Here is a 13,138-nt window from a genome sequence, read left to right on the forward strand (position 1 = left end):
CCAAATGGTAGCCAACCCGGTTCCAGATCATGTCCCCCCGGAAATGGTGGGCGACTTCAGTCTTTTTACCTCGCCAGGCATGTCCCCGACGCCCAACGGCGATCCGCACGCAGCAGTCGCTTGCGTGCATGCCGGGCCGCCGATCTTTTATTCGCCTTGGAACACGCGGGCCGGACAGGGTACTTGGGTCATCACTCGGGCGGCAGATCAGCGCCGGGTGCTGCAGGAGACCGAAGTCTTTTCCAGTCATCGCAGCATCTTCGCATCTGCATTGGGCGAAGACTGGCCGATGATCCCGCTCGAACTCGATCCACCGTACCATGGAGTCTTTCGCTCACTGCTCAATCCGCTGCTTTCGCCACAGCGCGTAGCGGAATTTGAACCAACTATCCGCGAGCGAGCGATAACGCTCATCGACAGCATCGCCTCGCGGGGCACGAGCTGCGACGTGATGAAGGATTTCGCCTTTCCCTTCGCCGTCAACATCTTCCTTCGCTTTCTCGGACTGCCGGATCACCGTCTCGATACATTTGTCGGCTGGGCGAAAGATCTGCTCCACGGCGACGATGTGAGACGGCCGGCGGCTGCTCGGACTATTGTGGCGTTCATCGACGAACTAGCGGCGATGCGCCGCAAAGAGCCCGTCGACGATTTCATGAGCTTCATCGTGCATGCACAGGTCGAGGGTCGCGGGTTGACGGACCAGGAGGTCCGTGGCATTGGCGTGCTTACCTTCGTTGCGGGACTCGACACCGTCGCTGCAGCCATTGGCTTCGACTTGGCCTATCTCGCGCGCAACCTCGAAGATCAGGAATTGCTGCGGAACGAACCGGACCGGATTGTGCTCGCAGCCGAAGAGTTGCTGCGCGCCTATCCGAGCGTTCAGATGATCCGCGTGGCACGGAAAGATATCGATTTCAAAGGCGCGCCGATCCGCAAGGGAGACTTTGTTTCCTGCGCCACGATGATTGCAAATCGTGACCCTGCGGAATTCGAGGCCCCCAACACGGTCGATCTGACGCGAGAGGGCAACCGCCACGCCGCCTTTGGCTATGGTCCCCACCGTTGCCTTGGCTCTCATCTCGCCCGGCGGGAAATTGTCATTGGGCTGGAGGAGTGGATGGCGCGCATACCGCCCTTTCGGATCAAGGAGGCAACAGCACCCATCACCCATGGCGGCCATGTGTTCGGGATCGAAAATCTGATTCTGGATTGGGCTTGACCAAGGCCGCCCGGAACTGGGCACAGACGTGGGAAGTAGCCGTGCGCATTATCGTTCACAAAGCCAGGTGCCAGGGTCATGCGCAATGCTCGGCGCGAGCGCCGGCAGTCTTCAAGCTGGATGAGGCGGGCTACATCCTACCTGGTGACATTGATGTTGCGGATGGGGAGCAACTGCTTGCGGCAGATGGGGTGCGATCCTGCCCCGAACTAGCGCTGGAAATAGACGATCCGCCTGCTGCGCGCATAGTAGCCCAGGCCACGCGCAAACGGAACAATGCGCTCCCGGAACACCTCAGAACGACGGAATTTTCGACTATGGACCCCGCAAAAACTACCGAACTACTCGACCGTGAGGCGATCCGCGACTGCCTCTATCGGTACTGCCGCGGGATAGACCGCGCCGATGAGGCAGCGCTGCGTAGCGCCTACTGGCCTGATGCACATGACAATCATGGGGCCTATCGCGGCTCGGCCGAGGGCTTCATCCGGTTTGCGCTCGGTGTCTTCAAGACCGGACCGCGCAACATCCATCAGATCACGAACGTCCTTGTCGAATTCATCAAACCGGCTCAGGCCGCAGTCGAGAGCTATTTCACCGCGCTGCAACGCGGACCGGACAAAGACGGAGAAATGCGCCAGATGCTGCTAAGCGGGCGCTACTGCGATCTGTTTCAAAAGAGGGCAGGCGAGTGGCGGATTGCCGATCGGACCGTCGTCTACGATTGGCTCGAGGAGCAGGTCCCAGCTGCGGTGCTTGAGACAGAACGGTTCGGCCTGCGACAGCCGATTGGAGCACCGTATCCGAACGATCCGGTCTACGCGATCGGAAAGCATCGCGTTGCTTCTCGCGATAATGCGTCCCCAGCTCCGAACGGGAAAACCACATCGGTGGGACGATAATTTATGACAACTCTGCTACGCCACAGCAAGCTTAGCGATACCCTGCACGCTAAAGATGCGGCCGCCAGGGTAGCCTTTCTGCCCCGCGACAGCGTGACCGCGACAGCGCTCTGGTCTGAGGCCACGAGCGCGCCGAGGCCGGTCTACATCGATTTGCTGGACTTGGCAGAGCCGCTCATCGAGGCAAGCCCCTGTGCTTGAGGCGTCGGACACACATTCGACTATCCGACCGAGAGTTGGATCGCAGCCAATGCGGACGACGCCTGTCTGGGAACGCACGCGACCGGCGCCAGCACAGGGTGCTCTACGGGGGCGCACCATTCCGCCGCACCACGTCGAGGGCAGAGATTTCAGAGACTCCTGGAGAAAGTTCCCATGAAGCATGCAGGACGGGTCGTAATCATAACAGGCGCCGTGGGCGGAATCGGCCGTGCCCTGGTCGATGTTCTTGCGGCAGATCAAGACACTATTGTTGCGGTGGACCTTCCTGGGACCGGCGTGTTTGAACTGGCCCGCGATCTCGGCGAGCAGCACCTTGGCCTCGAGTGCGATGTCTCGCGAGAGGGAGATATCCTCGCGCTCTATGGCCGGGTCGAAGCACAGTTCGGGCAGATCGACGTCCTCATCAACAACGCCGCGGTGGGACCCAATGTGGCTGCCACTGTCGACACCGATGTCGACGCCTTCCGACGCCGCCTGGCAGTAAACCTGATTGGGCCGTTCGTCATGGCGCGCGAGGCGGCGAGGCGCATGAGGCCGGGAGGTGCCATCGTCAACGTCGCTTCGATGTCGGGCGTGGCCAGCAATCCCAGACGCCATGCCTACGCAGCCTCGAAAGCAGGCCTGATCTCGTTGACAAAGTCGCTTGCATGCGAATGGGCTTATCGCGGCATCCGCGTGACGGCGGTAGCGCCGGGCTGCGTGCGCACGCCTATGACTGCAGAGCTGGAACGAGCAGGCAAAATGGACCTCTCGGCGATGCGCCGTCGCGTGCCAATGGGGCGCATGGCTCGGCCCGACGAGATCGCCCGGGCTGTGCGTTTTCTGGCAAGCGCACAGGCGCACTACGTCACGGGATCCGTGCTGGCGGTCGACGGCGGCTGGATGTCATTCAACCAACCTGGGGATGCCTGCCCTGAGGTGGAAGGCGTTCCCCTAAGCGAACTCTCCTGTCCGGCCCAACGCGCCGACGCGCGAGTGGTGCTCGTCACGGGTGGTGCGAACGGTATAGGCGCCGCCGTTGCTCGCCGTTTTGCCGCGAATGGTGATACCGTAGTGATCGCCGATAAAGACCGCACCGCGGCAACTCTCCTGGCTGCATTGCTCGGCGGAAAGAACATCGCGAAATCGGTAGATGTGGCCGTCGAGGCCGAGGTGGTGGCGGTGTTTGAGGAACTGAGGGAGCGCTTCGGGGGCGTCGATATCCTCGTCAACGGTGCTTCTGTCGTCGACACTTTTGTGGCTGGGATCGAACAAATGCCTGCAGACATCGAACGTGTCCTGCATGTCAATCTCACTGGCGCCTTCGTTTGCGCGCGTGAAGCGATCAAAGCAATGCGCCCGGGCGGCGTGATCCTCAACCTCGGATCGATCAACAGTTTTCTGCCCTTCGCGCCGCGTCACGCCTACGGTGCCTCGAAGGCGGCGATGGACATGCTGACCCGATGCATGGCGGCCGAACTGGGGCCCGCCGGCATTCGCACAGCCACCGTCGCTCCTGGCTATATCCGCACTCCCGCCATTAGCGAGTTGGCGAAAACCGGCCACATCGACTTGGCAACGATCGGCCGACGGATCCCTTTGGGCAGGATGGGAAGGCCGGAAGACGTTGCAGATGCAGCGTTTTTCCTGGCTTCCTCCGACGCCTCATACATCAACGGCTCGATCCTCTATGTGGACGGCGGCTGGACCGCGTTCGGTGACGCAGGAAACGCCAGCGAACTCTACGACGAATGCTTTGCGGAGGCGGGTGTTTGAACGTCGACCATCGCTACGCTACCGGGCGCCGTCCATGAAAGCGGAGACCTGGCTTGGAACGCGCCCGCGGCGCGGCCCCGATCCAAGATGTCGGCGGGGCAACGTCCCTCGGCATGGGGACAAGCTCTCGCGCGTGCCGGCAACCATGGATCCGGACTGCTTATCGTACCACTATGCCCCTGCCAGGCGCCCGATCCGAGGCAATCGCGTGTCTCGGATGAGCGCAGTTCCAAATCCGCCAACCATCAGCAAACAAGGAAACATAGTGGAATTCGCCACCTTCATCCTGGCCGCCCAACGTGGGTATCATCAATCCCCCGAGATCGTTATCCGAAACTCGATCGAACAGGCCATCGCTTCGGAACAGGCCGGCTTCGGCACAGCCTGGTTCGCAGAACACCACTTCAACAACTACAGCCTGATCCCTTCGCCATTGATGATGGTGGCCCACTGCGCCGGAGTGACGAGCACCATTCGCCTCGGCACTGCCGTCTGCGTGCTGCCGCTCTACAAACCGCAGCGCCTGCTCTCCGAGATCGGCTTCGCCGATATCCTTGCGAACGGTCGCCTGGAACTCGGCGTCGGCTCTGGATACCAACAGTTCGAGTTCGAGCGCTTCGGCGTCAGTATCGATGAGGCGCCGGCGATCTTTTCGGAACATCTCGATATCCTTTTGAAGGGTCTCAACCAGAACATCTTCGAGCACGATGGCCACTATGAGAAAATACCCCCGACGGCGATTTCAGTATGCACCGTCCAAAGGCCGGCACCGCCCATCTGGATGGCCGGCGGGCCGGCCCGCATGAAACGGGCCTACCGAGAGGGTCACAATTTCTTTGTCACCGCATTCCACGACGGCCTGGCGAGCTTGAGCACGTTGCGCGGAGCAATCAAGGAGGCGGCGGCTTCCGAGGACAGGAATGTGACGGACGCCAGGATATCGCTGTTGCGTTGCTGCTACGCCAGCGATGACGAGGAGGAGATCAACAGCTATCTCGACAACGCCCGTTTCCAGCGCCGCCTGTCCGAGGCGCTGCATCAGCGCCGGCAGCAGAGCCACGACGGCTATCTGCTGCAGGAAACGCCCACCCAGCAGGATCTGTCCTTCGGGGCAATGCGCAACAACCTGCCGATCGGCAGTGTGAATCGCGTGATTGATCGCTTGCTGCAAGAGATCGACATTCTGAAGCCGGATCAGATCGCAATCCAGACCCAGTTGGGGGATTTCGACCAAAAGCTAATGCTGCGCCAGATCGAACTCTGGGGAGACAAGATCATTCCCGCAATCAACAAGGCGCTGGGTTATGCGCGCGTTTGAAATCATAAGGGGGCCAACTTCGTGGCCGCAGCTTCTTTTTCGTTCCACTCGGCATAAACGGATTCAAATGGCACGTTCATGAACGGAACTTGGCGTGGGTTTCGATGAGTGGCGCTGCCGTCACCTGGACGGCCCCAGATGGGGTTCCCCACTATCTCGCCTGCCGACGGGCGAGCCTTCACGGCTAACCGTCGCTTCAGGACCTGCTCGCGCCGTCAGCCAAATTCACGGCGTCGTGTCCTGGGTGAAATTCTCGCCTGCCCGACAGGCTGCAGGACGCGTTTCAAGGCGAGGCTCAATTGCATGATCAAGGCGGTCGATTTCCCCGACCGCTCATTGGGCACGAGCCTGCGCACACGTGTGCCCGAAAGACTGACTGACCCGCGTTGCGCTCGGCAGAGTGCTGCGTGAAGGCACAGACCAGGAGAACGGAACCATGTCCGGTCAAAACGATGCGCATATCGGCACCGGCCAATGGCCGACGATCCAGCCGGAGAAGGAGTTCGACGAACATGTGCTTGCCTGCGTCTTCTCCTGTGCGCTCAAGGAGGTCGAGGCTGGCACGACAGTGGCGGAGTCAACAGGCCTTTCGCTTGCCGAGCTGCGCGAGGTCTTGCCCCGCGGTTTCCCTGGTACCGCGATGGCAGCATTCGCCTCGGCAAACGTCAGCGATGCTGAGCCGGGTGTAGAGGAAGAACTTCTGCGCGGCCTGCTACTGGCACATGCCCGGGCGAGTCATCCGGCGAGCGCCCGCTTCGCTAAGATCCTCGCCCGGCGCGCCATGCATGATGGCCATCTGTGGCAGGACCTTGGGCTTCCCGACCGGACCGAGCTCAACCGCCTTCTGGCCACACACTTTCCGACGCTGGCGGCCGGCAACACCCAAAATATGAAATGGAAGAAGTACTTTTACCGCAAACTCTGCGAGGCCGAAGGGTTTTCGCTGTGCACTGCGCCCAATTGTCGGGAATGCAGTGATTTCGAAAATTGCTTCGGCCCCGAGAAAGGCGAATGTGAAGAACGCGTCACACCGGTTTAAACGCCGCTTTTCGTCACGAGGCCCTGAGGCCTTGATTACCGTTGTGCCACAAGCGTTTTTCCCGGCGCCGCTGTACGGAGGAGGGGACATTCATCGCCTCGCGATATTTTGCGACGGTGCGGCGAGCGAGATCGATACCGTCTTCCTTGAGCCGGTCAGCGATTTCATCGTCCGAAAGCACGTTCTCAAACGATTCTTCGGCGACCATTGCTTTGATCCTATGGCGGACAGCTTCGGCGGAGTGCGCGTCACCGCCTTCGCAAGAAGCGATCGCGACAGTGAAAAAGTACTTGAGCTCGAACACTCCACGTGGGGTGTGCATGTACTTGTTCGACGTTACCCGGCTTACAGTCGACTCGTGCATGTTGATCACGTCAGCGACCGCCTTGAGATTGAGGGGTCGTAGGTGGGCGACGCCATAGTCCAGAAAGGCATGCTGCTGGCGCACGATTTCGTTCGAAACTTTGACGATCGTCTTGACGCGCTGATCGAGACTGCTGATTAACCAGAGCGCATTCTGTAGGCATTCGTTGAGAAATGTCATCTCTTTCGATTTTTTGGCGACTCGGCGTGAAACTTCCTTGAGATAAGTGTGTTTGATCATCAACTTGGGCTGCGTGTTCGGATCAGGCTCGATCTGCCATCCACCTCCGGGCGAGGGAGTGGCCCAGACATCCGGCACGATGCATTCCGGCGCGCCCGAGTGGAATGCGTTTCCGGGCTTGGGGTCGAGCGCACGGATTTCCTGCAGCATGTCGAAAAGATCTTCGTCGTCGACGCCGCAACGCACCTTCAAAGTCCGATAATCGCACCGCGCAAGCACGTCAAGGTTGGCAATCAAAGCCGCCATGGCCGGGTCGAACCGGTCTCGCTGGCGCAACTGTATCTCAAGACATTCGCCGAGAGATCGTGCGAAAATCCCCGGCGGATCGAGGTGCTGCAAGATACCCAAAACTCGTTCCACATCGGCCAGCGGGATGTTTAGCTTCCCAGCCAGCTCCGAAGCACTTGCCCCAAGCAAACCAGTGTCATCCAGATGTCCCGCAAGCACATTAGCAATCAGCCGCTCGTGCGGCGTGAAGGCGGTGAAGGAAATCTGAGAAGCGACATGGTCGTGCAGCGTTTCTGGTAAGGCGACAAACTCCTCGAAGGCACGATGATCGCCAGGCGCGGTGCTCGATTTCCCTTGCCTGGGCAGATCCCGGGACATCTTCGCATACTCCAGAAGGGGATTTCTCTCGAGCTCCTGGGCCACGAACTGATTCAGTTCGGGAATGTTCATTTGAAGCAGGCGAATCGACTGGATGAGTTGAGGCGATAATCCCAGAGACTGTTTCTGAAGTAGGCTCAATGACGGTTGCATGGTCACTTATTCCTGTCTAGAAGCTCTTGACTGCGGCTGGTTTCGATCTCTCACAGGGTCGACGCCTCTCATGCGCGTCACCTTTGAATGACCTTCCCGGACGCGCCGCTTTAGAGCTTTGCCCTTGTGCAAGTGGCGTCCAAACGCAGCTGCACATCCTCGGCACCAGGTCATGCAGCGTCCTTCAATGTTTGAAGGACGTTCTGCGGGGATGAGACGCCATAAGGGTCGGTCCCGCAGTTGTCGGAGAAACCTTCCTCCTCAAACCACTGCTCCACCACGCCATTATTGACCAGAGCCGCGTAGCGCCAGGAGCGCATACCGAAGCCGAGATTGTCCTTGGCAACCAGCATGCCCATTTTGCGGGTGAACTCGCCTGAACCGTCGGGGATCAGCTCGACTTTCTGCAACCCCAAGGACTTCCCCCATGCATTCATGACAAAGGCATCGTTGACGGAGAGGCAGTAGATCGCGTCAACTCCTTCCTTCTTGAATTCCGCATAGAGATCTTCGAAATTCGGCAGTTGGTAAGTCGAACAGGTCGGTGTGAAAGCACCGGGCAGCGAAAACAGGATGACCCGTTTGCCGGCAAAGTAGTCGTCGGATGTTCTTTTTTCCCAGCGGTAGGGATTTGGCCCCTGGACTGAATCATCGCGGACACGCGTAAGAAACGTGACGAAGGGAACCTTCTTTTTACCGGTCATCAATTTTCTCCTTGAAGGGAGGTGGCACTGGATTCTTGCAGGGGCTGGCGCAATACCGAGCTGCGGGTCTCGTGCATGGCATGATGCCGACGGCGCTCCCGATGCTTTCTCCATTCGGGTGTATGGGAACGGCCCGGCTCCAGGTGTTCTTCACCCGAACCGCATCGACGTGGGCGATTGGGGGACGCGGCTCCGGATTCGTGGCAACGGCCCGGCTCCAGACCTTTCTCACCCGAAAGCCATCGATATGAGGGATGAGGGCACCTTCTAGCGCCGCGATTGGTCTGGCCGCGACTAGGGCGCCGGAGCCGGCATGGATCACCCACTCCTCATACCCGGGGTCAAAATGCTGGCAACCGGACATGACCAGGAGCGGGATGAGCATATGCGTCGCAAAAGTGATTCTCCGCGCCGCAGAGCGGCGTGGCTGAACTGGTTCAGCGTATTGGCTGGACTTGCCTGTTTCCGGCCGACGTGGGCTCGGCCGAAATTTTGAGAAGCCTCTTGGCCACTGACATGCTGATGCAAACCGATTTCCGGCAAATGCGCGAGCATCATCTGGCGTCTCGGCATCGGACCCCAGTTGCAAAGCCGCTTCGGAGGACGGATCTCCGAACCGGACGACGTCCCGATCTTCAGCGAAGACGGCCACCGTCGCCTTTGTCCATCGTTTGGAGCTTGGGGCGTCAGCCATGGTAGTCACCTTCTTCCTGGTTTGATGGGCTCTAAGCACAAGGCTGCAAGCGGCATGCCATTTCCAATGAAGCTGCTCCTGCACCAGCGCTATCGCTTCGGTACGACGTCTTCGCCAACCGGAGGTGCGCGCCAGAGCCGTCACGTCATCACACCGAACAAAAGTCCTGTGTAGAGAGGGTATTCACCCGTCCGGCGCCGGCTGGCAAAGGACGGGCCAGACAGGGCAAGCCCAGGCAATACCCCGCATCGGCCGGCACAGCGATTGCACAGTGTGTTTGCCCTGGCGTGTTTTTACGTGCGACTAACGTGAACGCAGGCCGGCAGCGCCACGATCCGGATTCGATAAGGATCGCTTTCGACTCGGCTACGATCTTTACACGCATGGTGTTCCTCTCGCCGAGCGTCCCTATCGAAATCCATTGTGTCGGAAACTGGACTAGAATTGTCGCAAAGCCGACCCAAAGGTCGCCAAGAAGCGTCCGCTGTTTGCGGGAACCGGCAGAACGCAACGGAGCGCCAACCGGGCACGCAAATAGCCAACAATCTTGTCAGTGGGACGTCTGCAAATTTCGAGGAGAGCCTCGGCTGCCCCTAGCGAGGCTTGATGCAGGAGCGCATTGATCTTCCGCTCCAACTCAACTGAAAGGATTTCTGTGATCCATTCGATCGCTATGCCTGGCAGGCACTAAATCGGCATTTCAAAACCGATGATTTGACGGGTCTCGCTAGCTCGCGCCGAAAAAGTTTGCTGCCCATTTGTGCCCGACGTTCAAACGGTTGAAGAGCAGATTGCGCCCTTATCTCCCAAGCTCGTCGGCGTCCACCAGCGGGACGAGGTCGTTGCCATGAAGTTGTCGGACATAGTCATTCGAGAGGTGAGACCGTCGTTGCGCTGACACCCTTGCAATATCAGGACATCGATGTCGGCGAAGATGGGCTGCGCAACCTGACCAAGTCCGCCCGGCCGAGCGCTGATCGCTCGCTGTAGTCTCGGTGCAGGCCGGCAAGGCACCGGCGCTGGTCCATGCCCGTTGAAGAGCCGACGTGGAAGAGGCAGTACCGCGATCCAGGCGGCCATCCTAGGCGAGACGAAGGCCTGGATCGAAAAAGTATCGTGCGCAGACCGCGTCGCGCGGCTGGTGCGAGTCCACCTCGACGGCGAGCTTCTCTCCCACCAGGCGGTTAGGTTGCGTGTTTCGGGTCGAATACGAACACTGTGAGTGCCGCGAGCAATGTGGCAATTGCGGTGTAGGCAAAGACACCCGTGACGTGGTCGGGATCCTTCAGCAGCAGTCCGCCGAAAATCGCGCCGGCTGCGATGGCTACCTGGAACGTTGAGGTCATCAGCACGGCGGCGCTTTCGGCCTGCTCGGGAACCGCACGCAGCAGTATCCAAGTCTGCAACCCCACCGGCACCGCGCCGAAGGCAAAGCCCCATACGGAAACCGCAATCGCCGAGGCAAAGGTCGATGCTCCAAACTTCAGCAACGAGACAGCGGCTATCGCCATAAGGAAGGATGGCAGGGCCGCGACTGCCTTGAGACTGTGTTTGGCCAGGAATGCTCCGGCAAAACTGCCGAAGAAGCCGCTTATGCCAGAAAGGAGCAACAATATCCAGATCCCGTTGGTACCGAGCTTGGGAGTCGTCTCGAGGAAGACCCGAATATAGCTGAAGCTGGTGAAGTGCCCAGAAGCGACCAGCAGTACGACCAAAAGTGCGACCTTTATGGTCGGATCTTTGGCCGCATCCAGCAGACTGCGGAATCCAGCCATTTCAACCGGAGGCAGCGTCGGCATCGTTAAAAGCAGCACCAGCAGCGTAACAGCATTAAGCACTGCGGTGAGCGTGAAGGCCACTCGCCATCCCAAGCTGCCGCCGACGACGGCGCCGAATGCAGGCACGCATACGAGAGCGACCGAAACGCCGGCGAGGATGATTGACATGGCGCGCGGCAGAAGATGATTTGGAACGAGCCGTATCGCCAGCGATGCCGAAATCGACCAGAAGCCTCCGAGCGCAATGCCGAGCATAACGCGTGCTGCCAGCAAAACCGGCAGCGACGACCCGACTGCCACCAGAAGGTTGGACAGGATCTGAAGCAGCATCATTGCCCACAGGACGGTCCTGCGGTCCAGGCGCTTTGCAATAATGGCCATCGTCGGCGCTGAGATCGCCGCAGCAATGCCCGTCGCTGTGATCGCATATCCAGCCGCATCCACTGAGATGCCGAGATCGCGCGCTATCAGCGTCAGCACGCTGGCTGGCAGACACTCTGCCGCCACCAGCCCGAAGGTGCCCAAAGCAAGCGAAATGACCGCACCCCATGCGGGAGGAGATAGTCGATCCGGCGTTTCTGGGCCGTGCAGAACAGTCTCGATAAGACCCGTCGCCGATTCGGTCATGAACATCCTCGCCCAACATGGGTTGGCTGCGATGACCCGAACTAAAGGCAGAAGCGCGCCATCGCTGCCCGACATCTTGTGACAGTAGGGCGTGCAATTTCGGTGCCGGTTCTCCGTGCCCGACGGGGGTGTCATCGTCGGCAGACGTCTCATCAGGCTGTTCTATGCCGACCTCGGCGTCCGTCTCGAACCAGCCATGCGCGCCAGCAGTTCCGAGCCCGGATGTCTGATGTTCCGTGACGGGACGACGCGAGCCGGTCGCTATGACCGCCGCCTTTAAGCAGCCAAAAACCGGCTCTGACTGAAAGGACCATTTCCGGTGGCTCGAACCTGACGTTTTGTGTCGGGCATTGTCGGGTCCGCTACACGGCTTGTTCCAACAATAATCTATCTGCCAGCGAGCACTTGTTAGCGCACAAGCTAACTAGCTAGAGCCAAAAGGAAAAATCCCGCTTTGGCTGTCCTTCGAAAAAGTTGGCACGAAACTTGAGACCTCGTTGTGAGGCGGCAAGAGCTGCCCATCGGCATTTGTGTCCCGGGCAGCCGCGACGGATGAAACCAAGGAAGGAAACCTATTAATGTCACGTCTGCGTCAGATCGCCTTTTACGGCAAGGGCGGCATCGGCAAGTCCACCACCTCCCAAAATACGCTCGCCGCTCTCGTCGACCTCGGGCAGCGAATCCTCATCGTCGGCTGCGACCCCAAAGCGGATTCCACCCGCCTGATCCTGAACTCGAAGGCTCAGGATACTGTCCTGCATCTCGCGGCACAGGAAGGTTCGGTGGAAGACCTCGAGCTTCAGGACGTGCTCAAGGTAGGCTACAGAGGCATCAAGTGCGTGGAGTCCGGCGGCCCGGAGCCGGGTGTAGGCTGCGCCGGCCGCGGCGTCATCACCTCAATCAATTTCCTTGAGGAGAACGGCGCCTACGACGATGTCGACTATGTCTCCTACGACGTGCTCGGGGACGTGGTTTGCGGCGGTTTCGCGATGCCGATCCGCGAGGGCAAGGCGCAGGAAATCTATATCGTCATGTCCGGGGAGATGATGGCGCTCTATGCCGCCAATAATATCGCCAAGGGCATCCTGAAATATGCACATTCGGGCGGTGTTCGGCTCGGCGGACTGATCTGTAACGAGCGTCAGACCGACCGTGAGCTTGACCTGGCCGAAGCACTGGCTTCCAGGCTCAACTCCAAGCTCATCCACTTCGTGCCGCGCGACAACATCGTCCAGCACGCCGAGCTCAGAAAGATGTCAGTGATCCAATATGCGCCCGACTCCAAGCAGGCCGGAGAATACCGCGCGCTTGCTGAGAAGATCCATGCGAATTCTGGCCAGGGTACCATCCCGACCCCGATTACCATGGAGGAGCTCGAGGACATGCTGCTCGATTTCGGCATCATGAAAACCGACGAGCAGATGCTTGCCGAGCTTCAGGCCAAGGAAGCGGCAAAGGCGGCAGCCCAGTAACCGATATTGGGCGCCCTCCTTGAGGTGGCACGCCTTGCAAAG

General features: G+C 59.6%; 9 protein-coding genes and 1 pseudogene. 7 read left to right on the plus strand and 3 right to left on the minus strand.

Annotated features, from left to right (window positions below; all coding sequences use genetic code 11):
* Nucleotides 1-4 precede the first annotated feature (4 nt).
* The 6 genes and pseudogenes from FJ419_RS05170 to FJ419_RS05190 all read left to right on the plus strand — a co-directional run bounded on the left by FJ419_RS05170 (nucleotide 5) and on the right by FJ419_RS05190 (nucleotide 6,458).
* Nucleotides 5-1,222: a cytochrome P450 gene (locus tag FJ419_RS05170; RefSeq protein ID WP_064993533.1), complete on the plus strand. Its 1,218-nt coding sequence runs from the start codon at nucleotides 5-7 to the stop codon at nucleotides 1,220-1,222.
* 41 nt (nucleotides 1,223-1,263) lie between these two features.
* Nucleotides 1,264-1,386 (plus strand): annotated as a pseudogene (locus FJ419_RS31095) (ferredoxin); the annotation flags it as partial.
* 153 nt (nucleotides 1,387-1,539) lie between these two features.
* Complete coding sequence (locus FJ419_RS05175) at nucleotides 1,540-2,124, plus strand: nuclear transport factor 2 family protein (RefSeq protein ID WP_064993573.1); 585 nt, start codon at nucleotides 1,540-1,542, stop codon at nucleotides 2,122-2,124.
* Between the two features lie 375 nt (nucleotides 2,125-2,499).
* Complete coding sequence (locus tag FJ419_RS05180) at nucleotides 2,500-4,101, plus strand: SDR family oxidoreductase (protein WP_064993531.1); 1,602 nt, start codon at nucleotides 2,500-2,502, stop codon at nucleotides 4,099-4,101.
* 265 nt (nucleotides 4,102-4,366) lie between these two features.
* Entirely contained in the window at nucleotides 4,367-5,419 is a 1,053-nt protein-coding gene (locus FJ419_RS05185; protein WP_064993530.1) for an LLM class flavin-dependent oxidoreductase, read from the plus strand.
* A 436-nt stretch (nucleotides 5,420-5,855) separates the two neighbouring features.
* The gene (locus FJ419_RS05190; protein WP_064993572.1) at nucleotides 5,856-6,458 is read left to right on the plus strand and encodes a nitrogen fixation protein NifQ; all 603 of its coding nucleotides are present in this window, start codon (nucleotides 5,856-5,858) and stop codon (nucleotides 6,456-6,458) included.
* A gap of 13 nt (nucleotides 6,459-6,471) precedes the next feature.
* Here the strand turns inward: FJ419_RS05190 and rpoN are convergent, their stop codons facing one another.
* The 3 genes from rpoN to FJ419_RS05210 form a co-directional block, all read right to left on the minus strand.
* The gene (rpoN, locus tag FJ419_RS05195) at nucleotides 6,472-7,821 is read right to left on the minus strand and encodes an RNA polymerase factor sigma-54 (protein ID WP_084015736.1); all 1,350 of its coding nucleotides are present in this window, start codon (nucleotides 7,819-7,821) and stop codon (nucleotides 6,472-6,474) included.
* A gap of 170 nt (nucleotides 7,822-7,991) precedes the next feature.
* Nucleotides 7,992-8,525 carry a peroxiredoxin gene (locus FJ419_RS05200; RefSeq protein WP_064993528.1) on the minus strand — a complete coding sequence of 178 codons (534 nt, stop codon included), beginning with the start codon at nucleotides 8,523-8,525 and terminating at the stop codon, nucleotides 7,992-7,994.
* Between the two features lie 1,878 nt (nucleotides 8,526-10,403).
* Nucleotides 10,404-11,624 carry an MFS transporter gene (locus FJ419_RS05210; RefSeq protein WP_064993570.1) on the minus strand — a complete coding sequence of 407 codons (1,221 nt, stop codon included), beginning with the start codon at nucleotides 11,622-11,624 and terminating at the stop codon, nucleotides 10,404-10,406.
* 578 nt (nucleotides 11,625-12,202) lie between these two features.
* Here FJ419_RS05210 and nifH point away from each other — a divergent pair.
* Entirely contained in the window at nucleotides 12,203-13,096 is an 894-nt protein-coding gene (nifH, locus tag FJ419_RS05215) for a nitrogenase iron protein (protein ID WP_064993527.1), read from the plus strand.
* Nucleotides 13,097-13,138: the final 42 nt, after the last annotated feature.

It is taken from the genome of Mesorhizobium sp. B2-6-2, from assembly GCF_006440615.1.
Lineage (GTDB): Bacteria > Pseudomonadota > Alphaproteobacteria > Rhizobiales > Rhizobiaceae > Mesorhizobium.